This window comes from Streptomyces sp. CB01881 (genome assembly GCF_002953255.1).
Lineage (GTDB): Bacteria > Actinomycetota > Actinomycetes > Streptomycetales > Streptomycetaceae > Kitasatospora.
Map to the genome: position 1 here is coordinate 7819939 of NZ_CP026498.1, position 24771 is coordinate 7844709.

At 73.7% G+C, this 24771-nt stretch carries 18 protein-coding genes, 1 rRNA gene and 1 pseudogene; 11 read left to right on the forward strand and 9 right to left on the reverse strand.

The annotated features are described in order from the left end of the window. The first annotated feature begins 166 nt into the window (after positions 1-166). A 5S ribosomal RNA gene (gene rrf, locus C2142_RS24185) occupies positions 167-283 on the forward strand. Between the two features lie 532 nt (positions 284-815). On the opposite strand, the gene C2142_RS24190 is transcribed toward rrf, so the two are convergent. The 5 genes from C2142_RS24190 to C2142_RS24210 all read right to left on the reverse strand — a co-directional run bounded on the left by C2142_RS24190 (position 816) and on the right by C2142_RS24210 (position 6354). Next, positions 816-2126 (reverse strand): DUF58 domain-containing protein, encoded by a 1311-nt coding sequence (locus C2142_RS24190; protein ID WP_148644583.1) that lies wholly within the window; start codon positions 2124-2126, stop codon positions 816-818. 37 nt (positions 2127-2163) lie between these two features. Further along, positions 2164-3093, reverse strand: a complete 930-nt coding sequence (locus C2142_RS24195) for a MoxR family ATPase (protein WP_241003262.1) — start codon at positions 3091-3093, stop codon at positions 2164-2166. Between the two features lie 110 nt (positions 3094-3203). Beyond that, positions 3204-4511, reverse strand: coding sequence for a DUF4350 domain-containing protein (locus C2142_RS24200; protein WP_241002749.1), 1308 nt, complete (start codon positions 4509-4511; stop codon positions 3204-3206). Beyond that, entirely contained in the window at positions 4508-5179 is a 672-nt protein-coding gene (locus C2142_RS24205) for a DUF4129 domain-containing protein (RefSeq protein ID WP_148644584.1), read from the reverse strand. The genes C2142_RS24200 and C2142_RS24205 overlap by 4 nt, the downstream gene beginning before the upstream one ends. Positions 5180-5184: 5 nt before the next feature. After that, a complete protein-coding gene (locus C2142_RS24210) occupies positions 5185-6354 on the reverse strand; it encodes a hypothetical protein (RefSeq protein WP_148644585.1) in 1170 nt (389 codons plus the stop codon). Positions 6355-6643: 289 nt separating this feature from the next. Here C2142_RS24210 and mtrA point away from each other — a divergent pair, with 289 nt between their 5' ends. From mtrA to C2142_RS24225, 3 genes are all read left to right on the forward strand, one after another. After that, on the forward strand, positions 6644-7321 hold the full coding sequence (mtrA, locus tag C2142_RS24215) for an MtrAB system response regulator MtrA (RefSeq protein ID WP_030061806.1): 678 nt from the start codon (positions 6644-6646) through the stop codon (positions 7319-7321). A 73-nt stretch (positions 7322-7394) separates the two neighbouring features. After that, positions 7395-9473: an MtrAB system histidine kinase MtrB gene (gene mtrB, locus C2142_RS24220; protein ID WP_241003263.1), complete on the forward strand. Its 2079-nt coding sequence runs from the start codon at positions 7395-7397 to the stop codon at positions 9471-9473. Continuing rightward, positions 9448-11325: an LpqB family beta-propeller domain-containing protein gene (locus C2142_RS24225; RefSeq protein ID WP_148644586.1), complete on the forward strand. Its 1878-nt coding sequence runs from the start codon at positions 9448-9450 to the stop codon at positions 11323-11325. The genes mtrB and C2142_RS24225 overlap by 26 nt, the downstream gene beginning before the upstream one ends. A 70-nt stretch (positions 11326-11395) precedes the next feature. Here C2142_RS24225 and C2142_RS24230 read toward each other — a convergent pair whose 3' ends face one another. Then, positions 11396-12166 carry a ComF family protein gene (locus C2142_RS24230; protein WP_194235802.1) on the reverse strand — a complete coding sequence of 257 codons (771 nt, stop codon included), beginning with the start codon at positions 12164-12166 and terminating at the stop codon, positions 11396-11398. 368 nt (positions 12167-12534) lie between these two features. On the opposite strand from C2142_RS24230, the gene raiA reads away from it, so the two are divergent. After that, positions 12535-13227 (forward strand): ribosome-associated translation inhibitor RaiA, encoded by a 693-nt coding sequence (gene raiA, locus C2142_RS24235; protein ID WP_148644587.1) that lies wholly within the window; start codon positions 12535-12537, stop codon positions 13225-13227. A 184-nt stretch (positions 13228-13411) separates the two neighbouring features. Then, positions 13412-14170, forward strand: a complete 759-nt coding sequence (locus C2142_RS24240; RefSeq protein ID WP_148644588.1) for a response regulator transcription factor — start codon at positions 13412-13414, stop codon at positions 14168-14170. Positions 14171-14180: 10 nt separating this feature from the next. On the opposite strand, the gene C2142_RS24245 is transcribed toward C2142_RS24240, so the two are convergent. Further along, positions 14181-15374: a crosslink repair DNA glycosylase YcaQ family protein gene (locus tag C2142_RS24245; protein WP_148644589.1), complete on the reverse strand. Its 1194-nt coding sequence runs from the start codon at positions 15372-15374 to the stop codon at positions 14181-14183. 87 nt (positions 15375-15461) lie between these two features. Then, positions 15462-16040, reverse strand: a complete 579-nt coding sequence (locus C2142_RS24250) for a GNAT family N-acetyltransferase (RefSeq protein ID WP_148644590.1) — start codon at positions 16038-16040, stop codon at positions 15462-15464. A 251-nt stretch (positions 16041-16291) separates the two neighbouring features. Here C2142_RS24250 and secA point away from each other — a divergent pair. Next, positions 16292-19049 (forward strand): annotated as a pseudogene (gene secA / locus C2142_RS24255) (preprotein translocase subunit SecA). Positions 19050-19201: 152 nt separating this feature from the next. Here secA and C2142_RS41695 read toward each other — a convergent pair. After that, positions 19202-19750 carry an Rv3235 family protein gene (locus C2142_RS41695; protein WP_148644591.1) on the reverse strand — a complete coding sequence of 183 codons (549 nt, stop codon included), beginning with the start codon at positions 19748-19750 and terminating at the stop codon, positions 19202-19204. A 534-nt stretch (positions 19751-20284) separates the two neighbouring features. On the opposite strand from C2142_RS41695, the gene C2142_RS24265 reads away from it, so the two are divergent. The 4 genes from C2142_RS24265 to pruA all read left to right on the forward strand — a co-directional run bounded on the left by C2142_RS24265 (position 20285) and on the right by pruA (position 24589). After that, positions 20285-21283: a patatin-like phospholipase family protein gene (locus C2142_RS24265; protein ID WP_277347342.1), complete on the forward strand. Its 999-nt coding sequence runs from the start codon at positions 20285-20287 to the stop codon at positions 21281-21283. A 244-nt stretch (positions 21284-21527) separates the two neighbouring features. Next, a complete protein-coding gene (locus C2142_RS24270; RefSeq protein ID WP_148644593.1) occupies positions 21528-22037 on the forward strand; it encodes a hypothetical protein in 510 nt (169 codons plus the stop codon). A gap of 84 nt (positions 22038-22121) precedes the next feature. Next, positions 22122-22778 carry an HAD family hydrolase gene (locus tag C2142_RS24275; RefSeq protein ID WP_148644594.1) on the forward strand — a complete coding sequence of 219 codons (657 nt, stop codon included), beginning with the start codon at positions 22122-22124 and terminating at the stop codon, positions 22776-22778. Positions 22779-22963: 185 nt separating this feature from the next. Continuing rightward, on the forward strand, positions 22964-24589 hold the full coding sequence (gene pruA / locus C2142_RS24280) for an L-glutamate gamma-semialdehyde dehydrogenase (RefSeq protein WP_148644991.1): 1626 nt from the start codon (positions 22964-22966) through the stop codon (positions 24587-24589). The last annotated feature ends 182 nt before the right edge of the window (positions 24590-24771 follow it).

The window sequence follows — 24771 nt, forward strand, 5'->3', positions numbered from 1 at the left end:
AGACGACTGGGTTGATAGGCCGGATATGGAAGCCCCGTGAGGGGTGGAGTTGACCGGTACTAATAGGCCGAGGGCTTGTCCTCAGTTGCTCGCGTCCACTGTGTTGTTCTGAAACAACGACCCCGTGACATGGCCTGTCATGGTGCGGCCGACAGTTTCATAGTGTTTCGGTGGTCATAGCGTGAGGGAAACGCCCGGTTACATTCCGAACCCGGAAGCTAAGCCTCACAGCGCCGATGGTACTGCAGGGGGGACCCTGTGGGAGAGTAGGACGCCGCCGAACAATCATTCACAGAGAACCCCCACCCGGATCCCGGGTGGGGGTTCTTTGCGTTGTGCCGCCGGTGCCAACGGTGCTGCCGATGCCATCTGTTGTCATCTGTGCCGACCGTGTTGTGCCGGCGGGCGCTGTGGTGGCGGATCGGTGGAGCCGCCACCGGCGGCAGGCAGGCAGGCAGCGGGCGCCACAGGTAGCGGGCGCCACAGGTAGCGGGCAGGGGCCTGCACGTCCTCCCCGTGCCACCTGAGCTTCCCGCCGGTGCAGAGCAAGATGCCCGCCGGTCTGTGAGGTGGTGGAGGGTGCTGGAGGAGGCCTATCCGGTGAAGGGCCGGCTGGGATGGCTCCTGGGGGGTGGTCCTGGACGGAGCCCGCAGCCGCTCGCCGAAGGAATCTGCCCCTGAGAAGGCCCGTTCTCCCGGAGGGAGTGCCTTCCGCAGCCACGACGACGCCCCGCTACCGGAGTCGGTAGCGGGGCGTCAAAGGCTTCGGAGGTTCCGGAGGGCCCTTCGGGATCGGGGACGGAGAGGACCTGCTCTCAGAGGCGGCCGGCGGCCTTGAGCGCGAGGTAGGTGTCGGCGAGGGCCGGGGCCACGGCGGCCGGCGGCGCGTCGAGGACGGTGACGCCGGCCCGGGTGAGCCGGTCGGCGGTGAGGCGGCGGTCGGCGCGGGTCTGCTCGGCGGCGGCCGCGCCGTACACGGCCTCGACGGTGCCGCGGCCGACGGCCAGCTCGTCCAGGTTCGGGTCGGAGACCGACGCGAGGACGACCTCGTGGCGCTTGGTGAGGGGCGGCAGCAGCGGCAGCAGTCCGTCCTCGACAGGGGCCGCGTCGAGCCCGGTCAGCAGGACGATCAGTGAGCGGTGCGGGGCCATCTTCAGGGCGGAGGCGACCAGCGCGCGCATGTCGGTCTCGTAGAGCGCGGGTTCGAGGGTGGCCATCGCGTTGGTGAAGGCGGGCAGGATCTCGTTGGGGGCTCGGCCGGCCACCGAGACGCGCTTGCGCAGGTCGTGCGCGAGCAGGTCGACCCGGTCGCCGGCCTTGGTGGCGAGCGCCGTGAGCAGCAGCGCGGCGTCGAGCGACGCGTCCAGGCGCGGGGCGTCGCCGACCCGGCCGGCGGAGGTGCGGCCGGTGTCGAGCACGACCAGGATGTGCCGGTCGCGCTCGGGGCGCCAGGTGCGTACGGCGACGGTGTTGCGGCGGGCGCTGGCGCGCCAGTCGATGGAGCGGATGTCGTCGCCGGGCAGGTACTCGCGCAGCGAGTCGAACTCGGTGCCCTGGCCGCGGGTCAGGACGGAGGTGCGGCCGTCGAGTTCGCGCAGCCGGGCGAGCCGGGACGGCAGGTGCTTGCAGCTGTTGAAGGGGGGCAGGGCGCGGACCGTCCAGGGGGCGAGGTGCGAGCCCTGACGGGCGGCCAGGCCGAGCGGGCCGAGCGAACGGACGGTCACCTTGTGGGCGTGGTGGTCGCCGCGCCGCGTCGGGGTGAGCACGGTGGTGACGCGGCGTCGTTCGCCGCCGGGGACGCGCAGGGTGTGCCGGGAGCCGGCGATCGCCGTGCCGGGCCGCCAGGCGGAGGGGGCCCAGGCGTCGCGGACGAGGGCTCTGAGCGGGCGGCCGGCGGGGTTGGTGACGGTCAGTTCGACGGAGGCGGGCTCGCCCAGCCGGACGGTGGTGTCGCCGCCCCGGGTGATCCGCAGGTTGCGGACCGGGGCGGCGAGCACGAGGTCGGCCGCGACGGCGAGCAGGACCGCGCCGGTGACGGCGGCGATCCCGCCCCAGGAGGGCAGGAGCAGGCCCACGACGAGCGCGCCGAGTGCGGCGAGCAGGGCGGTTCGCCCGGTGAGGGCCATGCGGTGCGCTCCTTCGTGAGCGAGGCGGTGGAGGCGGTCAGCGCGGGGCGGGTGTCTGGGCCAGGACGGCCTGGATGACGGAGTCGGCGGTGACGCCCTCCATCTCGGCCTCGGCACGGAGCGCCACCCGGTGGCGCAGGGTGGGCAGGGCGAGCGCCTTGACGTCGTCCGGGGTGACGTAGTCGCGGCCGGCCAGCCAGGCCCAGGCGCGGGAGGCCGCGAGCAGGGCGGTGGCGCCACGCGGCGAGACGCCGATGGAGAGCGACGGGGACTGCCGGGTCGCCCGGCAGAGGTCGACCATGTAGGCGAGGACCTCGGGGGAGACGGTGAGCTTGGCGATCTGCTCGCGGGCGGCGGCGATGTGCTGGGGGCCGGCGACCGGGCGGACCCCGGCCGCGGCGAGGTCGCGCGGGTCGAAGCCGGAGGCGTGCTTGGCGAGGACCTGGTACTCCTGGTCGCGGTCGGGCAGCGGCAGGATCAGCTTGAGCAGGAAGCGGTCGAGCTGGGCCTCGGGCAGCGGGTAGGTGCCCTCGTACTCGACCGGGTTCTGCGTCGCGGCGACCAGGAACGGGACGGGCAGCTTGCGGGGCTCGCCGTCGACGGTGACCTGGTGCTCCTCCATGGCCTCCAGCAGGGCGGCCTGGGTCTTCGGCGGGGTGCGGTTGATCTCGTCGGCGAGCAGCAGGTTGGTGAAGACCGGGCCGGGCTGGAAGGAGAACTCGGCGGTGCGGGCGTCGTAGACCAGTGAGCCGGTGACGTCGCCGGGCATCAGGTCGGGGGTGAACTGGATGCGCTTGGTGTCGAGGCTGAGCGCGGTGGAGAGGGTGCGGACCAGCAGGGTCTTTGCGACACCGGGGACGCCCTCCAGCAGCACGTGGCCGCCGCAGAGCAGTGCGACGACGAGGCCCGTGACGGCGGCGTCCTGGCCGACCACGGCCTTGCCGATCTCGGCGCGCAGGGCGGTCAGGGCCTGGCGCGGGTCGGTCGTGGTGCCGGGGGTGCCGGGGGTGCCGGCGGTGTCGGGGGTGGCGGGTGCCGTGCCGGGGGTGATGCGGAGCTGGGTGGTGGCCTGTTCGGTCACGGCTTTCGTACCTGCCTTTCGAGGGCGTCGAGGTCGTCGGCGAGCCGCAGCAGCGCGGCGTCGTCGGTCGGGGGCGGGCCGTACAGGAGGGCCCGTACGTCTCCGGCGGGTCGGTCGGGGAGGCGGTCGACGACGGCCGCGCAGAGTGCGGTCGGGTCGGGGGCGCCGGCGCTGAGCGGAAGGCCGAGGGCCGGGGCGAGCCGGTGGACGGCGGCGCGGCGCAGGGCGTCGGCGGCGCGGCCGCGGGCCTTGGCCCGGCGGTAGAGGCGGGCCCGGCCCTCGGTGGTCTCGGCGGCGCGGACGACCACGGGCAGGTTCTCGCTGACGACGGGGCCGAGCCGGCGGGCACGCCAGGCGGCGGTCAGCAGGGCGGCGACGGCGAGCTGGTACGCGGCCCAGCGCCACCCGTCGGGGATGTAGTCGGTGAACCGCTTGGCGCCGCCCGCGGCGACCGGCGTCGAGTAGTCGGGCAGGTGCCAGGTCAGGTTGGGCTGGGAGCCGAGCAGGCCGAGGGCGAGCGAGGCGTTGCCGTCCTTCTTGACCAGCTCGTTGCTGAGGAAGTCGCCGCTGCCGAGGACGACCACCTCGGTGCCCTTGCCGGTCGGCGCGGCCACCAGGGGGAAGCCGTGGCCGCGCGGGTAGCAGCCCTCGCCGCGGCTGCCGGTGGTGTAGAGCAGGCCGCCGAGGTGGGCGGTGCCGGCCCGGACGGCCTCGGTGAGCGCGCACTGGGCGGCGGTGCTGCGTACGGCGGCGTACGGCGCGCCGCCGCCCTCGTCGGAGGGGCGGACGCCGGGGGCCAGTGCGCTGAGCGCGGCGGGACCGGGGGAGAGCAGGACCAGCCGGGAGTGCCCGGCGGCGGCGAGGGCGCGCAGCTGGGCGGGGTCGAGCAGGTCGGGTTCGGGGACGACGAGGGTGTCGTTGCCGGAGGTGCGGGCGGTGAGGTCGGCGGTGATGTCGACCTTGAGGCCTTCGCCCTGGAGCAGGGCCACCACGGCGTGGGCGCCGTCGGGGTCGTAGGAGCGCGGGTCGAGCGGCGGGTAGCGGCGGTCCTGGTTGAGGCCGGCCAGGAGGGCGGCGGCGAGCAGGACCAGCGCGGCGGCGAGCAGGAACCAGCGCGAGCGGTACCAGAGGCTGCGGCCGGTGGGCGCGAGGCTGCTGGGGCTGACGCGGGGCCCGGGCGGCACGGCCGGGCCGGCGGGTGCGGGCTTTCCGGCGTCGGCGGGGGCGGTGCCCGCGGGGGCGGTGGGGGGTGCCGGCGGCACGGCCGGGCCGGGGGCGGCGGCGCCCGGGGTGGTGGTGGTCATGCCGCTCCTCCCGGGGCCGCGGCGAGGGCCGGGCGGGCGCGTTCGAGGGCCTGGTCGAGGTCGCGGAGCAACTGGTACGCGGCCCGGTCGGCGGTGCGCTCGCCGTAGGCGATGTCGTCGAAGGTGCGGGCGCCCGCGGTGAGCTCCGCGGCGTGGGCGGGCAGCATGCGCCCCGCCTCGGTGGCGGCCTCGTCGGCGGTGCGGCCGGGCCGGGTGTCGAGCAGGGTGCGTTCCTCCAGGCCCCGGACGACGGCGCGCATCTGCTCGCGGACGGCCTCGGCCCACTGGCCGGCGGCGGCGTGGCGCTCGGCGTCGGCACGGTACTGGGCGGCGCTGCGCGGTCCGGCGGTGCCGAAGACGTCGGGCGTGGTGCGGGCGGCCCGCCGGGGCGCGCCGAGGCGCCACCAGAGGGCGGCGGCGATCACGACGGCGACCACCAGGAACAGGATCAGGCCCGTCGTGCCCGTGGTGCCGTCACCGGCGATGGCGTTGAGCGCGTCGTCGATCCGGTCCATGAACCAGTCGTAGACCCGTTGCTGGAGGCTCGGGTCGTGCCGGTGGTAGTCGGCCTTGAGCAGTTCGTCGCGTACGGCGTCGCGAGCCGGGTCACGCGGCGTGGTGACCGGGGCGCCGCCCGCGGCCGGCGCCATCTCCCCCCAGTTCGGCATGCGGGTCAGAGCCTCGCCGGGTTCGGGCCGACCGGGTCGCTCCAGCCGGTGCCGCCGTACTCGGGCAGGCCGGCGGCGCGGGCCAGCTCGATGTCGAGGGCCTCGCGGCGGATCCGCTGGTCGACGTAGAGGAGGACGGTGATGGCGGCGCTGAACGGGATGGTGAGGGTCGAGGCGATGATCCCGCCGATCGCGCTCGCGACGAGCATGGCGGTCGGGACGGAGGCGTCGGTGGAGCTCGACTCGTTGACGAGGTGGTCGAAGCCCAGGGCCATGCCGATGACGGCGAACGGGGTGGCGATGATCATCGAGACGATGAACGACAGCACCCAGGCGAGCAGGTTGATGCCGGCCTGCCGCCACCAGGCGCCGCGGACCAGGCGGCGGGAGCGGGAGAGCGCGGCCATGACGCCCTGCTTCTCCAGCATCAGGGCCGGGGCGGCGAGGCTCAGCTGGACCCAGACCCAGACGGCGGCCGGGACACTGAGCAGGCCGACGACGACCAGGAGGGCGACGAGGGCGGGTTCGTCCGCGCCGGCCACGACGTAGCCGATGAGCGGGGTGAAGCCGAGCAGCACGATGCCGCCGAAGATCAGGCCGCTGAGCAGGCTGAGCCCGAACATCCGCAGCAGCTGGGGCCGGGCCTCGCGCCAGGCCTCTCCGGCGGTGGCGGACTTCCCGAGGACGGCACGGCTGACCACCATCGTCAGCAGCGCGGAGGCGATGACGCCGATCAGCAGGGCCAGCGGCAGGACGACGACGCCGGCCAGGGCCTGGGTCAGGTTCCCGGTGCTGCCGTTGATGGCCAGCTGGGCCGCGAGACTGCCGCCCTGCTCGATGACGGCGAGGCCCAGCGACAGGCCGAGCGTGGTGCGCCAGTGCGTGCGGATGGTCGAGACCGCGCCGTCGAGGATCTCGCCGACGCCGAGCGGGCGCAGCGGGATCACGCCGGGCTTGGGGCTCGGCGGGGCGCCCCAGCCGTACTGGCCGTACTGGCCGTGGGGCCCCGGTGCGCCGTACTGCGCGCCGATGTGGCCGGCGCCCGGTACGGGGGGCGCGGCGTGGGGTGGTACCGACTGCCCGGGCACGGCGGCGGGTGCGTCGGCCGGGGGCCGGGCCTCGTCGCGGGGCTGCTCGGACGAGCTGGGCGAGGCCCAGCCCGGAGTGTCGGTCATCACTGCTCCTCGGAGGGGCTTCAGGGTTCGCGGGGCCGGGTGGATCTTCACCCGCGCGCAGCGCCCATCGTGCCATGGTGGTCGGACGGGCCCCAGGGGTATCCGGTCGCTGAACGGCCAACGGGGGCCCGGCCGACAGCCGGTCGGCGGGCTCCGGGGCGGCGGTGCCGGTTCGGGCCAGGATATTCGTCCGGAATGGCCGGAATTGGCCCGGGCCGGGAGTTGGCCGTTCTGGAGCAATGGGACTGCTGTGCGGCAGGTCACAATCCGGTAATGAGAGGATGGACGCATGAAGGGACGCGTCCTCGTCGTTGATGACGACTCCGCACTGGCCGAGATGCTCGGCATTGTGCTGCGGGGTGAGGGTTTTGAGCCGTTTTTCGTCGCGGATGGAGACAAGGCACTAGCCGCGTTCCGTGAGACCAAGCCCGACCTGGTCCTGCTGGACCTGATGCTGCCCGGCCGGGACGGCATCGACGTCTGCCGGCAGATCCGGGCGGAGTCGGGCATCCCGATCGTCATGCTGACCGCGAAGACGGACACCGTCGACGTCGTGGTCGGCCTGGAGTCGGGCGCCGACGACTACGTCACCAAGCCGTTCAAGCCCAAGGAGCTGGTGGCCCGGGTTCGCGCACGGCTGCGCCGTGCCGAGGAGCCGACGCCCGAGCAGCTGACCATCGGCGATCTGGTGATCGACGTGGCCGGGCACTCCGTGAAGCGGGACGGCCGGGGCATCCCGCTGACCCCGCTGGAGTTCGACCTGCTGGTCGCGCTGGCCCGCAAGCCCTGGCAGGTGTTCACCCGCGAGGTGCTGCTGGAGCAGGTCTGGGGGTACCGCCACGCGGCGGACACCCGGCTGGTCAACGTGCACGTCCAGCGGCTCCGCTCCAAGATCGAGAAGGACCCGGAGCGCCCCGAGATCGTGGTGACCGTGCGCGGCGTCGGCTACAAGGCCGGACCCAGCTGACGTGGCGTACCAGGCTGACGAGACCCCGTCGGGTACCGCGACCGACGGGGCCGCCGCCGTGCGCGGGGACGTGCTGAGCTCGACCACGCGCAGCCGCCGCCGACGCGGCCTCGCGGGCGTGCTCGCACCGGTGGTCCGTCAGCTGCGCCGGCCCGTGCAACGGGTGCTGGCGCTGTACCGGCGCTCGATCCAGCTGAGGGTGGTCGCGGCCACCCTGATGCTGTCCGTCGTCGTGGTGCTCGTGCTGGGCGTCGTGGTGGTCGCCCAGGTCCGCAACGGGCTGCTGAACACCAAGAAGGACTCGGCGCGCAGTCAGGCCCGGGCCGGCTTCCAGACCGAGCAGAAGAAGATCGACGAGGCGAAGGAGCTGCGCCTCAAGGTCGCCCCCAGCGCCGACCCGACCACCGAGGAGATCGGCACCTGGCTGCTGAAGCAGGTCGGTGACCTCGCGGCCAGCGGGCAGAACGTCTACTCGGTGATCGCCATCATGCCCAACAGCGGGCAGTCGGTCTCGTTGGAGAACACCGGCCTGGGGCCGCGCTACTCCGGCGACATCCAGCCGAGCAGCATCCCCGACTCCCTGCGCGCCCGGGTGACGTCGGAGGCCGGCATCTTCGACCAGCCGACCGTCATCCAGCGCGCCCCGGAGAGCGGTGGCCGGACCGAGCCCGGCCTCGCCATCGGCATGCAGTTCTCCGGGCCCACCGGCACCCCGTACCAGCTGTACTACGTCTTCTCCTTCGGCCAGGAGACCAACACCCTCGGCCTGGTCACCGGCACGCTCGCCACCGCGGGCGTCTTCGTGGTGATCATGATGGGCGGCATCGCCTGGCTGGTGGTGCGCCAGGTGGTGACCCCGGTCCGGATGGCCGCCGGGATCTCCGAGCGGCTGGCCGCCGGCCACCTGGAGGAGCGGATGAAGGTCACCGGGACGGACGACATCGCCCGCCTCGGCGAATCGTTCAACCGGATGGCCAACGCCCTCCAGGCGCAGATCCGCCAGCTGGAGGAGCTCTCCCGGGTGCAGCGGCGCTTCGTCTCGGACGTCTCGCACGAGCTGCGCACCCCGCTCACCACCGTGCGGATGGCCGCCGACCTCATCTACGACAGCCGCGAGGACCTCGACCCGATGGCGGCCCGCTCGGCCGAGCTGCTCCAGGGCCAGCTGGACCGCTTCGAGTCGCTGCTCGCCGACCTGCTGGAGATCAGCCGCTTCGACGCCGGCGCCGCGATCCTCGACGCCGAGCCGGTCGACCTGCGCGAGATCGTCGGCCGGGTGATGGAGGCCGCCGACCCGCTGGCCCAGGCCAAGGGCAGCGCCGTGGTGGTCCGCGGCGATGGCGAGCCGGTGCTGGCCGAGGTCGACTCCCGCCGGATCGAGCGCATCCTGCGCAACCTGGTCGTCAACGCGTTGGAGCACGGCGAGGGCCGCGACGTCGTGGTCCGGCTGGGCTCGGCCGACGGCGCGGTCGCGGTCGGCGTGCGCGACTACGGCATCGGGCTCAAGCCCGGCGAGGCGTCCCGGGTGTTCCACCGCTTCTGGCGGGCCGACCCGTCCCGGGTCCGGACCACCGGCGGCACCGGGCTGGGCCTGTCCATCGCGGTCGAGGACGCGCACCTGCACGGCGGCTGGCTCCAGGCCTGGGGCGAGCCCGGCGGCGGCTCGCACTTCCGGCTCACCCTGCCGCGCACCCGCGGCGGCGAGATCAGCCGGGCGCCGTTCCGGCTGGAACCGGAGGACTCCCGCAACAACCGGGGACTCGGCTCGTACGGGACCCCGTACCGGCGGGCGATCCGCCCGTCCGGCGCGACCGCGCTGACCGTCACCGAGGACCCGGGCGTCCCGGAGACCCCCGAGGGCACCGGCAGCGGGTTCGGCAGCGGGCTGGGCGGCGTCCTGAGCATCGGCCCCGGACTGAGCGCCCCCCGGCTGCCCGAGGGGCCGCGCTCCGACCCCTCGGACGTGCGGACCGTGGGGGCCGGGTACGGTGCCACCGGAGCCCAGGTCATGGTGGACCCGACGCCGGGACGGCCGTCGGTGGCACAGCGGACGGCGGAGCCGGACCTTGCGGGTGCGGCCGGGGGCGCGAACGGCACGGGCGGGACGGACACGGAGGGGTCGCAGCGTGCGAAGGACCAGCAGCACTACTGAGCCGCGGACGGCCGCGGTGGCCGGCACGGTGCTGGTCGCCGTGCTGGCCGGCGGCTGTGCGGCGATGCCGGACTCCGGCGGCATCGGCAAGGTCGAGCTGTCGCAGGGCACGGTGGACAAGAACCTCCAGGTCCGGGTCTTCCCGGTGGGGCCCGTCAAGGGCGCCAAGCCGGAGGGGCTGCTGAACGGCTTCCTGGACGCGCTGACCGCGGACGAGAGCTACGACACGGCGCGCAAGTACCTCACCGACGAGGCGGCCGTCCACTGGAACCCGGATGCCGGCATCCAGGTGCTGGAGGCCAACCCCACCCCGCGGTCCAACCAGACCGTGACGGACACCGACACGTCGTTCTCCATCCAGGTGCCCGGCAAGGTCGTCGCCAAGGTGGACGACAAGCACTCCTACACCTTCTCGGGCGGGCAGCTGGACGTGGACCTCCCGTTCACGTTCGTCCGGGAGAAGGGCGGCGAGTGGCGCATCGCGAAGCTGCCCGACGGCCTGATCATCAACCAGACCAACTTCCGCAACAGCTTCCGCCAGGTGGACCGCTTCTTCTACGCGGCCCAGGACCCGTCGGCGGCCGGCACCACGGCGGTCAGCGCCCAGGACGTTCTGATCGCCGACCCGGTCTACCTGCGGCGCCGAATAGACACGCTGACCTCGGCCGCCAAGGCCGTCGTCGCCGGCCCGTCCGACTGGCTGTCACCGGTGGTCCGGACCGCCTTCCCGACCGGCGCCACCGTCGACCGGGTCACCGTCGACGAGGGACGCGTCGCCCATGTGGTCCTCAACGGCGTCGAGCTCGGCAACCTGACGGCCTGCCGGCAGATGGCCACCCAGCTCTTCTACACCCTCGCCGACCAGGGCAAGGGGCAGGTGGAGCGGCTGGAGCTGAAGAACCCGCGCGGCACCGGCTGCCAGGCCACCAGCCTCGACGGGCCGGTCAACGGCCCGGGCGCGCTGGCCGGCGACGCCGCGGCCAGGCAGTACTTCCAGCGTGCCGAGGACGGCGTGCTGATGGAGGCCCGCGACACCGACGGCACCGCCGTCCGCGGCCCGCTCGGCAAGCCCCAGCCGAACAAGCAGCCGGCGCTCGGCGCCATCGCGGTGGCCCGGGACGGCGAACGCGCCGCGGCGATCAGCGGCAACGGCCACCAGCTCTACTCGGTGGCCCTCTCGGACAGTGCGTCGACGATGCCCGAACCGCTGCTCAGCACCCCGCCCCGGCCCGGTGACCGGAGCGAGGACGCGCTCGCCTCGCCCAGCTGGGACGGCCGCGGCAACCTCTGGGTGGTGGACCGCGACCCGCAGAACCGGCGGGTGCTGATGGTCCGCGGCAGCAAGGTGTACACCGTGCCCGTCGACGGCCTCGACGGCCAGGTCGTGCAGGACCTCAAGGTCTCCTCGGACGGTGTCCGGATCGCGCTGGTGCTCAGGAACCCGGCCGGCGCCCGGTCGCTCTGGCTCGGCCTGGTGGTGCACGGCGGCACCAGGGAGGCGCCCACCGTGCGGATCACCGGGCTGCGCGGGGCCGCTCCGCTGCTCACGGAGGTCGCCTCGGTGTCCTGGGCGGAGACCGACCAGCTGCTCGTGCTGGGCAAGGAGAACGGGCGCATCCAGCAGCTGCACTACATCAGCACCGACGGCTCGCCGAGCAGCGAGGCCTCGCTCCAGGGCGGGGAGAGCATGGCCTCGGCGGAGGCGTCGGAGTTCCGCGCGGACTCCCCGGCCCAGGTGCCGCCGGTGCTCGCGCGGCGGGCCTCCGACGGCCAGATCTTCCGGCTGATCAACAGCCAGTGGCGGGAGGTCAACCCGAACCTGCGGGCGGCCTCCTTCATCTACCCGGGCTAGGGCCTCCACCCGGGCCGGGGCCGGCTCCGTCCACCCGGGCCGGGGCCGGCCGGACGCCCGCCTCGGGCGGTTACCCGGGCCGCGGCCGGCGAGGTCCGTCCGGGCCGGGCGGCGCGGTGGCGGCCCGGCGGTGCGGGACGGCGGCCGCGACCGTGGCGGCCGCCTTCGGCGGGAGGCCGGCGGCGGCCAGGGCCCGGGCGGCCTCGGCGAGGCTGGCCCCGGTGGTCACCAGATCGTCCACCAGGACCGGCTGACGGCCGGTCAGCCGGCAGTCCGCGCGCGGCAGCACGGTCAGCGCGCCGTGCAGGTTCCGCCGGCGCTCGGCGGCGGTCAGGCCCGCCTGGTCGGCGACCGGCCGGGTGTGCCGCAGCAGCGACGCCGCGCGGGCGTCCACCCCGGCCCGGCGCAGCGACCGGGCGGCGGCGCCCGCCAGCCGGAGCGTCGGGTCGTGGCCGCGGGCGCGGACGGCGGCCCGGGCGGAGGGCATCGGGACCAGCAGCAGCGGTGCGAGCCCGGCGCGCGGCCCGAGCGAGGAGCGCACGGCCCGGGCGAGCGCTTCGCCGAGCGGACCGGCCAGCCGCAGCGCGCCGCGCTCCTTGTGGGCCAGCAGCAGCTGGCGGACCGGATCGGCGTAGGGGGCGGCGGCGTGCACCCAGGGCAGGGCGGAGGGGCCCGGGCGGGCCGTGGCCAGGGCGCTCCGGCAGGCCGCGCAGAGCTGTGTGCGGTCGGCGCCGCAGCCGGCGCAGCGGGCCGGGAGCAACACGTCCAGCAGACCGGCCAGTGCGTGGGCGAAGGGCCCTTGGGCGGTCTGTGGGCGGGCGGGGGACGGGGTGGGCGGCACGGCTGCTCCTGGCGGCGGCAGGCACGGAGAGTGAGCAAAGGATGCGCCGTACGGGGGGTGTTGTCCAGCCGTTTACTCATGTTTCACTCGCGGGAGGGTAGACAGGGTGCAGCAGCTTGACCGCCAGCCAGCAGCATCGGGTCATACCCGCTTTCCTGCCTGGGGAGGCGAAAACCCCGTGTGAGGTGTTCCATGAGGCTCCAGGGGGTTTCAACCGTCCCTGGTGGGGAGGAAGTGAGGTGAGGGCCAGTCGTTTCCGTCGCTCGCGGCGGGGACGGAGGGCCGGCAGTGGATTGGCTGGTCCGGCTGGTCTCAGCCCGATCCGGTAGCACCCGGATCGGCGTCAGCACGAGGGATCGGAGTTCTGCGTGGACATCGTCGTCAAGGGCCGCAAGACCGAGGTGCCCAAGAGGTTCCGCGAGCACGTGGCCGAGAAGCTGGAGAAGGTCCAGAAGTTCGACGGCAAGGTGATCAGCCTCGACGTCGAGGTGTCCAAGGAGCACAACCCGCGGCAGGCCGACCGGTCCGAGCGGGTGGAGATCACTCTCCGTACCCGTGGGCCCGTGATCCGGGCCGAGGCCGCCGCCGGAGACCCGTACGCGGCGCTCGACCTGGCTTCGGCGAAGCTCGACGCCCAACTGCGCAAGTCCGCAGACCGGCGCCGGGTGCACAAGGGCGGCAACGGCCGCACCCCCATCAGCGTCGCCGAGGCGACCGCGGCCCTGGCCGCGCTGCCCGAGACGACGCGGCAGGAGGGCGAGACCAACGGGGCCGTCCGCAAGACCATGATGGGATCCCTGGAAGTGGAGGGCGAAGGCCCGCTGGTGGTCCGGGAGAAGACCCACCCGGCCGCCCCCATGGCGCTGGACCAGGCGCTCTACGAGATGGAACTGGTCGGCCACGACTTCTACCTCTTCGTCGAGAAGGACAGCGGCCTGCCGAGCGTCGTCTACCGCCGGCACGGTTACAACTACGGCGTCATCCACCTGAAGACCGACGGTTCGGCCGCGGCCGGTGGGGGCGCGGGCGGTGCGATCGGCGGGACCGGCGACGAGGACTGACCGTCCTGGCAGTGTTGGGAGGGGTGACCCCGGTGGCAGCGGCCGCCGGGGTCACCGGCGTTCCGGGGCGGTGCGGACGGCCGCGAGGTCACCCGATGCGGAGGATCGGCGCCGGAGGGTGACCGCAGCGTGTCCGGGTCGTGGAATGATTGGCGCACGACGACCGGCGACGGGGGAGGAGCGGATGGGGGATCACTTCGGGCTGGGGCCCGCTACGGGGCCGGTCACGGGGGTGGCGCCCGGGCGGGGGGACGAGCCCGAGTACGCCCCGCACCGGGGGGAGCCGATCCGCGTCCTGGTGGTGGACGACCATGCGCTGTTCCGCCGCGGGCTGGAGATCGTGCTCGCGGAGGAGGAGGACATCAAGGTCATCGGTGAGGCCGGGGACGGCGCCGAGGCCGTGCTGAAGGCGGCGGACCTGCTGCCCGACATCATCCTGATGGACGTCCGGATGCCCCGCCGCAGCGGGATCGAGGCCTGCACCGCGATCAAGGACGTGGTGCCCAGCGCCAAGATCATCATGCTGACGATCAGCGACGAGGAAGCCGACCTCTACGAGGCGATCAAGGCCGGTGCGACCGGTTACCTGCTCAAGGAGATCTCCACCGACGAGGTCGCCACCGCGATCCGCGCGGTCGCCGACGGGCAGTCCCAGATCAGCCCGTCGATGGCCTCCAAGCTGCTCACCGAGTTCAAGTCGATGATCCAGCGCCGCTCCGACGACCGGGACCTGGTGCCCGCACCCCGGCTGACCGACCGGGAGTTGGAGGTGCTGAAGCTGGTGGCCACCGGGATGAACAACCGGGAGATCGCCAAGGAGCTGTTCATCAGCGAGAACACCGTGAAGAACCACGTGCGCAACATCCTGGAGAAGCTCCAACTGCACTCCCGGATGGAGGCCGTGGTCTACGCGATGCGGGAGAAGATCCTGGAGATAGGGTGACGCCGGCCGCCTAGCCCTTGAGCAGCTTCTCCAGGGCCGGGCGCAGCGACTCCTCCTGCAGGGCCTCGACCCGGACCGCGTCGCAGCCCACCCATGCGGCCGCCTCGCGCAGGGCGGTCGCCAGGGCCTCGACGTGCCGGGCGGAGTCCAGCGAGACCTGACGGGCCACCAGGGTCCTTCCCTCCCGGGCCGGGTCGACCCGGCCGACCAGCCGCCCGCCGGCCAGCAGCGGCATCGCGAAGTAGCCGTGCACCCGCTTGGGCTTGGGCGTGTAGGCCTCCAGCCGGTGGGCCATGCCGAAGATCCGCTCGGTGCGGGCGCGGTCCCAGATCAGCGAGTCGAACGGGGAGAGCAGCGTGGTGCGGTGGCGGCCGCGCGGCGCGGCGGCGAGTGCGGCCGGATCGGCCCAGGCCGCGGCGGGGGCGCCGGCCGGGCCCCAGCCCGCCACCTCCACCGGGACGAGGCCGGAGTCGGCCAGTGCCGCGTCCAACTGCTCGGCGCGCAGCCGGTGGTAGTCCAGCAGGTCGGCCCGGGTGGCGACGCCGAGCGCGGCGCCGGACTGCGCGACCAGGGTGCGCAGGCACTCGTCGTCGGCCGGCTCGGCGTCGAACAACTCGGCGGGGACGGCCTGTTCGGCCAGCGCGTAGACCCGCTTCCAGCTGCGACGCTCGGTGCAGACGACGTCACCGAAGGCCAGCGCCCGCTCCACCGCGATCTTGGTGTCGGACCAGTCCCACCAGTCGGCCGTCTTCTTGGCGCCGCCCAGCTCGGTGGAGGTCAGCGGCCCCTCGGTGCGCAGTTGGTCCAGCACCGACCGGTAGGTGGCCTCGCTGACCTGCTTGCCCCAGACGTGCGTGCGCTCGCGGTAGCGGCGGCGGCGGAACGCGAACAGCGGCCACTCCTCGATCGGCAGGATGCAGGCCGCGTGCGACCAGTACTCGAAGCTCGCGCCCGCACCCCAGTACGCCGCCTCGACGGCCGGGCGGCCGACCGCGCCGAGCCGCGCGTACGGGATCAGCTCGTGCGAGCGGGCCAGGACCGAGATGGTGTCGAGCTGGACGGCGCCCAGGTGCCGCAGCACCCCGCGGACCCCGCCGCGGCGGTCCGGTGCGCCGAGCAGGCCCTGCGCGCGCAGGGCGATGCGGCGGGCGTCGTCGGCGCCGAGGGTGGCGACGGGGGCCGGGGCGGGAGTCGAGGCGGTCATGCCGGCGAGCGTAGACCGGGGGACCGACAGTGCGGGCTGCCCGCCCCTGCCCGGGCGGCGGGCACGGGCGGACCCGACGGGGCGGGGTCAGCCGGCGCGTCGGTCGGCGAGGTCGGTGGCGAGCAGCCCGGCGACCCAGGAGTCCCGGAACTCGCCGCGCTGCTCCGCGAACGAACGCAGGGTGCCCTCGAAGCGGAAACCGACCTTCTCGGCGACCGCGCGCGACCCCTCGTTGCCCACGTACGCCACCCACTCCAGCCGGCGCAGGCCCAGCTCGGTGAGCCCGTAGCGGGCCACCTCGCGGGCGGCCTCGGCGGTGTACCCGCGGCCGCGGAACTCCCTCACCGCCCACCAGCCGACCTCGGCGGCGCCGGGGCGGCCGGGGCAGCGGACGAGCCCCTGGGAGCCGACCAGGGCGCCGGTCCCGCGCTCGAACACGCACCAGACGAGGTTGTCGCCGGTGCGCCAGCCGTTGGCGGCCAGGTCGTTGACGAAGAACTCGGCGTCCTCGCGCCGGTACGGGCTCGGGACCACCGTCCAGCGCTGGATCTCCGCCTCCTGGCAGGCCTCGAAGATCGCGTCGAGGTCGGACTCCTGCGGCGCCCGCAGGATCAGGCGCTCGGTGCCGAGGGTGACGGGACAGGGGGTGTCGGGTCGCTCTGTCATGCACGGATTATTCCGTGCAGGGACGAATAGGAGCATCCGATTAACCCGCTCAACCGTCCAACTGCCCGGAGGGGTGACCGTTTTGCCCCGGTCGGCGGCGCTATCAGGTCATGTGCCCGCAGGGGTGACACGGGAATAGCGTGCTGACGCACCTCCCGGGGCATTGGACTCCTCGCATACGATGGCCCGTGCGGTGGGGTGGACCCCCCGTGCAGTCGTCCAGTGCCAATACAGGCAAGGAGCCCGCTCAAGTGTCCGTCTTCGACAAGATCCTGCGCGCCGGCGAAGGCAAGATCCTTCGCAAGCTGCAGCGGATTGCTGCCCAGGTCAACTCCATCGAAGAGGACTTCGTCAACCTCACCGACGCCGAGCTGCGCGCGCTGACCGACGAGTACAAGCAGCGGCTCGCCGACGGCGAGACCCTGGACGACATCCTCCCGGAGGCGTTCGCCACCGTCCGCGAGGCTGCCAAGCGCGTGCTCGGCCAGCGGCACTACGACGTCCAGCTCATGGGCGGCGCCGCGCTGCACCTCGGCTACGTCGCCGAGATGCGCACCGGTGAGGGCAAGACCCTGGTCGGCACCCTGCCCGCGTACCTCAACGCGCTGACCGGCAAGGGCGTGCACCTGATCACCGTCAACGACTACCTCGCCGAGCGCGACTCGGAGTGGATGGGCCGGGTGCACCGCTTCCTGGGCCTCGAAGTCGGCGTGATCCTGGGCAACATGACGCCCGCCGAGCGCAAGCGCCAGTACGGGATGGACATCACGTACGGCACCAACAACGAGTTCGGCTTCGACTACCTGCGCGACAACATGGCCTGGTCGAAGGACGAGCTCGTCCAGCGCGGCCACAACTTCGCGGTGGTCGACGAGGTCGACTCGATCCTCATCGACGAGGCCCGTACCCCGCTGATCATCTCCGGCCCGGCCGACCAGGCGACCAAGTGGTACGCCGACTTCGCCAAGCTGGTGCAGCGACTGAAGATCGACCGCGACTACGAGGTCGACGAGAAGAAGCGCACCGTCGGCGTGCTGGAGGAGGGTGTCTCCCGGGTCGAGGACTACCTCGGCATCGACAACCTCTACGAGTCCGTGAACACGCCGCTCGTCGGGTTCCTGAACAACGCCATCAAGGCGAAGGAGCTCTACAAGAACGACAAGGACTACGTCGTGATGAACGGCGAGGTCATGATCGTGGACGAGCACACCGGGCGTATCCTCGCCGGCCGCCGCTACAACGAGGGCATGCACCAGGCGATCGAGGCCAAGGAGGGGGTGGAGGTCCAGAACGAGAACCAGACGCTGGCCACCATCACCCTGCAGAACTTCTTCCGCCTCTACGACAAGCTGGCCGGCATGACCGGTACCGGTACCACCGAGGCGGCCGAGTTCCACCAGATCTACAAGCTCGGCGTGGTGCCGATCCCGACCAACAAGAACCCGCTGCGCATCGACCAGCCCGACCTGATCTACAAGTCGGAGCCGGCCAAGTTCGCCGCCGTGGTCGAGGACATCGCCGAGAAGCACGAGAAGGGCCAGCCGGTGCTGGTCGGCACCGTGTCGGTCGAGAAGTCCGAGTACCTGTCGCAGGAGCTGCGCAAGCGCGGCATCCCGCACGAGGTGCTGAACGCCAAGCACGCGCGAGGCGCAGATCGTCGCCCAGGCGGGCCGCAAGGGCGCCGTCACCGTCGCCACCAACATGGCCGGCCGCGGTACCGACATCATGCTCGGCGGCAACGCCGACCACCTCGCGGCGGCCGAGCTGGCCCAGCGCGGGATCACCCCGGTGGACACCCCGGACGAGTACGAGGCCGCGTTCCCGGCCGCGCTGGAGAAGGCCAAGGGCTCCGTCAAGGCCGAGCAGGACGAGGTCAAGGAGGCCGGTGGCCTCTACGTCCTCGGCACCGAGCGCCACGAGTCCCGCCGCATCGACAACCAGCTGCGCGGCCGCTCCGGCCGTCAGGGCGACCCGGGCGAGTCCCGCTTCTACCTGTCGCTCGGCGACGACCTGATGCGCCTGTTCAAGGCCGGTATGGTCGAGCGCGTGCTCTCGATGGCCAACGTGCCGGAGGACGTGCCGATCGAGTCGAAGATGGTCACCCGTGCCATCGCCTCGGCGCAGACCCAGGTCGAGCAGCAGAACTTCGAGATCCGCAAGAACGTCCTCAAGTACGACGAGGTGCTGAACCGCCAGCGCGAGGTCATCTACGGCGAGCGCCGCCGGGTGCTGGAGGGCGAGGACCTCCAGGAGCAGGTCGGCCACTTCATGGACGACACCGTCGAGGCGTACGTCAAGGCGGCCACCGGCGAGGGCTTCGAGGACGACTGGGACCTCGACAAGCTCTGGTCGGCGCTGAAGCAGCTCTACCCCGTCACCCTGGAGCTGGAGGAGCTGGAGGAGGAGGCCGGCGGCGGCGCCGGGCTCACCCCGGAGTTCCTCGTCAAGGCCGTCCAGGAGGACGTCCAGGCGCAGTACGGCGCCCGCGAGGACCAGTTGGGCGCGGAGATCATGCGCGAGCTGGAGCGCCGGGTCGTCCTCTCGGTGCTGGACCGCCGCTGGCGTGAGCACCTCTACGAGATGGACTACCTCCAGGAGGGCATCGGCCTGCGGGCGATGGCGCAGCGCGACCCGCTGGTCGAGTACCAGCGCGAGGGCTTCGACATGTTCACCGCCATGATGGAGGGCATCAAGGAGGAGTCCGTCGGCTACCTGTTCAACCTGGAGGTCCAGGTCGAGCAGCAGGTCGAGGAGGTGCCGGTCGACGACACCGAGGTGGTGCTCGACAAGCTGGAGAAGGACGCCGCCCGCCCGGAGATCAAGGCCAAGGGCCTGGAGGCCCCCAAGCCGCAGCGGCTGCACTACACGGCCCCCTCGGACGAGGTCGGCGGCGGTGTCGTCGAGGGCGACTTCGACGACACCGCTCCGGAGGACGAGGGCGACGGGCTGACCCGCGCCGAGCGCCGCAAGGCCGCCAAGTCGGCCAAGGGCCGCCGCCGCAAGGGCTGAGGCGCCGCCGGTCCGCCCGGCCCGCCGCCACGCAGGGCGTCGCTCCCGTACGGGGGTGGCGCCCTGTGCCGTTGCGGGGGCGGGGGCGGGGGCGGGCGCCGGGGTCGTGCGGGCCGGGGCCGCGGGGGCCGGTCGTGGCCGCAGGGCCGTGCTCATCGGGCCTCCACGGCGGTGCACTGCCACTGCCCGGCGGCCCCGCGCAGCTCCAGCCGGAACGCCACCATGTGGTGCCGGCTGCCGAGGTCGACCCGCACGCACGCCTCGATGGCGTCGGGGGAGGGCGATCTGTCGTGCACCGGGCCGAGCCGGGGCCGGTCCGCGGTTCCGCCGCGTCGCAGCGTGCCCGCGCGGACGAGCGAGGCGAGCTGGCCGTAGCCGTCGAGTGTGGTGTGGCGCATCAGCTGGCCGGACGGCCGCGCGCCGGTGAGCACCTCGACCAGCTGGTGGGCGAAGCGGGTGCTCAGCCCGCTGCGGACGCCGGGGGCGGCGGCGGAGGTGCCGGGCGTGGCGCACGCGGCCCGGGGGTGGCGCGGCCGCCGGCCGGCGGGCGGGTGGTGGCACGTCCGCGCGGTGGTGCGCGGCCGGGCCGGCGGCTGGGTGGTCCGGCCGGCGCGGGCGCCGTGGTGCGGTCCCGCGGGGTGCGGCCCGGCAGGGACGGGGCCGGCCGGAACGGGGCCGGTGGGGGTTGGGCGGACGGTCATGCAGCACTCCCCGGAGCAGGTGGTACGAGTACGGACGAGCCCTTGGTAGTCGTGCCTCGCACGGGGCGGCAAGCGGGTTCCCGGCCCTCCCCGGCCCGTCCGAAAGTTCACCTATCCGGGTGATGCGACCAGTGTGGCGAAGGGCGGCGGGACCGCGCGACGGGCACGCGGTTGACGTGCGGGGCCGGGTGGGAAGGCCCGAAAGGGGACGGTCGGGTCCGCCGGGACGGGTGGCAGGGTCAGGGCGTGGCGTTGCGCCGCCGGCCGGTCGGCACGCACGATCGGAGTCTGGACCCGGGCCGGGACCGGATCCCGGACCGCAGTCACGGAGGCACCGGAACGGACGAGGCTGCGGCCGGCCCCGGGCACGGACGACAACCGCGACACGAACGACAACCGCGACACGAACGACCTCCCGGGCACGGACGACAACCGCCCCGACGACGACAGGCGGCCTGCATGACGACACGGGTATCGGAGACACGGGCAGCGGCGCCGTGCCCCGCGGAGGGAGCCCCCCGGCGCGGGCTGGTCCTGGGCGGTGGCGGGATGCTCGGCGCGGCGTGGACGGTCGGCGCGCTCTGCGCCGTCGAGGAGGCGGTCGGCTGGCAGCCCGGAGACGCCGACGTGGTCCTCGGCACGTCGGCGGGCGCGATCCTCGGCGCGATGCTGGCCGGCGGGGTCCGCGCCGACCAGCTCCGCGACCACCAGTGCGGCCTGCCCGTCACCACGGGCCCGCTGGCCGGGGTGGACTTCGACTACGACACGGCGGTCGGCGGCGCCCTGCCCCCGCGGCCGCGCGCGGGCATCGGCTCGCCGGGCCTGCTCCGGGCCGCCGTGCGGCACCCGCGCGAGTACCCGCTGCTGACCATGGTCTCGGCGGTGGCGCCGCACGGCCGCGGCTCGCTGACGGCCGTCGGGGACCTGGTGCGCGGCCTGCTCGGCGCGGACGGCTTCCCGGGCGGCTCGCCGTTGCGGGTGGCCGCGGTGGACTACCACGGCGGCCACCGGGTGGTCTTCGGCGACCCGGACGCGCCGCCCGCGGCGGTCGCCGAGGCCGTGATGGCCTCCTGCTCGATCCCGGGCTGGTTCGCCCCGGTCCGGGTGGACGGCTCCGCGTACGTGGACGGCGGCTGCTGGTCCGCCACCAACGCCGACCTGATGCTCGGACGCGGCCTGGACGAGGTCTTCGTGCTCGCCCCGATGGGCCTGCGGCTGAACCCCGGCGGCCGCACCAGGTCGTCCGGGGGCGCCGGCCGGGGCACTCTGGCGGGGCTGCGCGAGTGGCGTGCCCGGGACCGCCCGCGCGGGGTGCTCGCCCAGCTGGTCGGCCGTTACCGCCGGGCGGTCACCCGGCAGCTGCTGCGCGAGGCCCGGATGCTGCGGGAGAGCGGGGTCCGGGTGTACCTGCTCGCGCCGACCCTGGCCGACCTGGCGGTGATGGGGCCGAACATGATGGACCCGGCCCGCCGCGGCGCGGTGCTGGAGAGCGCGCTGCAGAGCAGCCGGGCGGCCCTGGACGGGGTCCGGTGAGCCGTCCGCGGCCGGGCGGGCGGTCCCGGGCCGAGGGCGTGACCCCGCTGTTCACCGGGCGGCCCCCGGCCGCCGGCCGGGCCGGGCGCCGGTCCCGACCGGCACCGCCGGGCCGCGCCGCCCGGCGCGCACCCGGCGCGGGGGGCGCGGGCGGAGGCGAGCGCGTGATCACGGGCGCCGTCCCGGCGCTTATTCTTGGGGGCGCTGGAAGCTGTGCCGCTGGACGAACCGGAGAGTGCCACCCATGCGCGTGTACGTGCCCACCACCCTGACCGGCCTGGCGGCGGCGCACCCGGGCGGCGCCCTGGAGCAGTCCGCGGCGTACGCGGTGACCCCCGCCCTGCGCGAGTGGTACGTCAGCGACGACCTTGAGGAGCTGGAGTACGCGGCGCTCAACCGGGCCGCCCAGTCCTCGCTGCGCCTGCTGGCCGCCGACCCGGACGCGCCGCGCCGCCGGGTGGTGGTGGCGCTGGACGTCGCCGACTCCGCGGTCGAGCCGTTCCCCGGCGACGAGTACCAGGACCAGGCCTCGCTGGGCCGCGTGGTGCTGGCCGGCCCGGTGCGGCTGGCGAAGGCGGCCGCGGTGCACGCGGACGTGGCCGACCAGGAGGTGGTCACGGACGTCGAGGCGGCGGTGGCCGCGGTCCGGGCGGCCGACGCGGGCGACCAGGACGCCCAGTTCACCGTGGACGGCGCGGAGGACCACGACCTGCTCTGGTTCGCCACCCAGGAGATCCCCGCCCTGCTGGCCTGAGCCGCCGGGCGCCGCGCGCCGGCGCCCGTCCTGCGTGAGCCCCGTCCTACCGGCCTGTCGGTGGCCGGGGTTACCGTTCCCTGCGTGCGCACTCATATCGTCTGGGACTGGAACGGCACGCTCTTCCACGACATGGAGGCGGTGCTCGGAGCGAGCAACGCCGCGTTCGCGACCGTCGGCATCGCGCCGATGACCTTGGAGGAGTACCGGGCGCAGTACGAGATCCCGATCCCCCGCTTCTACCAGCGCCTGCTCGGCCGGATGCCCTCCGAGGCCGAGTGGCTGCTGCTGGACGACGCCTTCCACGACCACTACCGGGAGCTGAGCGCGGCCTGCGGCCTGACCGACGGGGCCGTGGAGCTGCTGACCGGCTGGGAGGCGGCCGGGCACAGCCAGTCCCTGCTGTCGATGTACGACCACGAGAAGCTGCTGCCGGTGGTCGACGCCTTCGGTCTGACCCGCCACTTCCTCCGGGTGGACGGCCGCAGCGGCCCGTCCGGCGGCCAGAAGGCGGAGCACCTGACCCGGCACCTGGTCGCGCTCGGCGAGCACGTGGACCCGGCCCGTACGGTGCTGATCGGCGACGCCGCGGACGACGCGCTGGCGGCGCTGAACGCGGGGGCGCACGCGGTGCTGTACACCGGCGGCTCGCACAGCCGGGAGAAGCTGGAGCCGGTCGGCGTCCCGGTGGTGGACAGCCTGGCGGAGGCGGTCGAGCTGGCCGGGCGCCTGGCGGGCTGAGGCACCCGACCGCCGCGGGCGGCCGACGGCCGGCAGGCGGGCCCCCCGGACCGCCCCGGGCGTGGCGTGAACCACGTCCGCCGGTGGCGTGTCTGAACGGGCGAACCGGCCTCCCGCTGGTCAGTCTGGATTGACACCGGGCCGCCGTGGGCCGGGTCACCAGGACGAGCGGAGCCGCCATGCCCATCGACGCAGTCACCCAGGTCCCGGTCCCGGGCAACGAGCCGGTGCACGGCTACGCGCCCGGCAGTCCGGAGCGGGCCCGGCTGGTGCGCCGGCTGGACGAGCTGGCCGCGGAGCAGGTCCCGCTGCCGATGACCATCGGCGGTGAGCAGCGCTTCGGCGGCGGCGAGCGGATCGACGTCGTCCAGCCGCACCACCACGCCGCCAAGCTCGGTGTCCTCGGCAACGCCACCCGGGAGGACGCCCGGGCGGCGGTGGACGCGGCACTGGCGGCCGGGCGGGAGTGGCGTTCGCTCTCCTTCGACGACCGCGCGGCGGTCTTCCTGCGCGCCGCCGACCTGCTCGCCGGGCCGTGGCGGGAGACGCTCAACGCGGCCACCATGCTGGGCCAGTCCAAGACGGCGCAGCAGGCCGAGATCGACTCCGCCTGCGAGCTGATCGACTTCTGGCGGTTCAACGTGCATTTCGCCCGCCGGATCCTGGCCGAGCAGCCGGTCTCCTCGCCCGGGGTGTGGAACCGGACCGACCACCGCCCGCTGGAGGGCTTCGTCTACGCGGTCACCCCGTTCAACTTCACCGCGATCGCCGGCAACCTGCCGACCGCGCCCGCGCTGATGGGCAACACCGTGGTCTGGAAGCCGGCGCCGACCCAGACGCTGGCCGCCCACCACCTGATGCGGCTGCTGGAGGCGGCCGGCCTGCCGCCCGGGGTGATCAACCTGGTGACCGGCGACGGCCGGCAGCTCTCCGCGGTGGCGCTGGCCGACCCCGCCCTGGCCGGGCTGCACTTCACCGGCTCGACCGCCACCTTCCAGTCCCTCTGGCAGACCATCGGCGCCAACATCGGCGGCTACCGGACGTACCCGCGGATCGTCGGCGAGACCGGCGGCAAGGACTTCCTGCTGGCCCACCGCTCGGCCGACCCGGAGATCCTGAAGACCGCGCTGATCCGCGGCGCCTTCGAGTACCAGGGCCAGAAGTGCTCGGCGCTCTCCCGTGCCTACCTGCCGCGCAGCCTCTGGCAGAGGATCAAGGACGACTTCCTGGCCGAGGTGGACGCGCTGGCCGTCGGCGACGTCACCGACCTCTCCAACTTCATGGGCGCGCTGATCGACCGGCGCGCCTTCGAGAAGAACCGGGACGCGATCGAGCGGGCCAAGGCCGACCCGACGGTGGAGCTGGTGGCCGGCGGCCAGTACGACGACGCGATCGGCTGGTTCGTCCGCCCGACCGTGCTGGTCTCCTCGGACCACCGCAACGAGATGTTCCGGACCGAGTACTTCGGACCGATCCTGGCCGTGCACGTCTACGAGGACGCCCGCTGGGAGGACGTGCTGGGCCGGGTCGACTCCGGCGCGCCGTACGGGCTGACCGGCGCGGTGATCGCGCAGGACCGTTACGCCATCGCCCGCGCGGTGGAGGAGCTGCGCTTCGCGGCGGGCAACTTCTACATCAACGACAAGCCGACCGGCGCGGTGGTCGGCCAGCAGCCGTTCGGCGGCGGCCGGGCGTCGGGCACCAACGACAAGGCGGGCGCCGCGCAGAACCTGCTGCGCTGGACCTCGGCCCGGTCGATCAAGGAGACCTTCGTCCCGCCGACCGCCTACGGCCATCCGCACATGGGCTGAGCGTGAACGCCACCCGGCCCTGGGTGAACACGTTCCGGCTGATGGCGAACATGACCGGCCGGTTTGGACATGGTGTCCAGGACGGAGGGATCTTCCTACAGGATTGTGCCTCCCTGTCCCCTGACACCTTCAAATCCGCCCGTTAGGCTGGCTGGCGTCGTCGGGTGCTGCAGGCCGAACGT

What these genes read in the sequence shown, in the direction of transcription:
- C2142_RS24190 (WP_148644583.1), bottom strand. Translation starts at nt 2,126, where the DNA reads ATGGCCCTCACCGGGCGAACCGCCCTGCTCGCCGCACTCGGCGCGCTC.
- C2142_RS24200 (WP_241002749.1), bottom strand. Translation starts at nt 4,511, where the DNA reads ATGACCACCACCACCCCGGGCGCCGCCGCCCCCGGCCCGGCCGTGCCG.
- C2142_RS24205 (WP_148644584.1), bottom strand. Translation starts at nt 5,179, where the DNA reads ATGCCGAACTGGGGGGAGATGGCGCCGGCCGCGGGCGGCGCCCCGGTC.
- C2142_RS24210 (WP_148644585.1), bottom strand. Translation starts at nt 6,354, where the DNA reads ATGACCGACACTCCGGGCTGGGCCTCGCCCAGCTCGTCCGAGCAGCCC.
- mtrA (WP_030061806.1), top strand. Translation starts at nt 6,644, where the DNA reads ATGAAGGGACGCGTCCTCGTCGTTGATGACGACTCCGCACTGGCCGAG.
- C2142_RS24240 (WP_148644588.1), top strand. Translation starts at nt 13,412, where the DNA reads ATGGGGGATCACTTCGGGCTGGGGCCCGCTACGGGGCCGGTCACGGGG.
- C2142_RS24245 (WP_148644589.1), bottom strand. Translation starts at nt 15,374, where the DNA reads ATGACCGCCTCGACTCCCGCCCCGGCCCCCGTCGCCACCCTCGGCGCC.
- C2142_RS24250 (WP_148644590.1), bottom strand. Translation starts at nt 16,040, where the DNA reads ATGACAGAGCGACCCGACACCCCCTGTCCCGTCACCCTCGGCACCGAG.
- C2142_RS41695 (WP_148644591.1), bottom strand. Translation starts at nt 19,750, where the DNA reads ATGACCGTCCGCCCAACCCCCACCGGCCCCGTTCCGGCCGGCCCCGTC.
- C2142_RS24270 (WP_148644593.1), top strand. Translation starts at nt 21,528, where the DNA reads ATGCGCGTGTACGTGCCCACCACCCTGACCGGCCTGGCGGCGGCGCAC.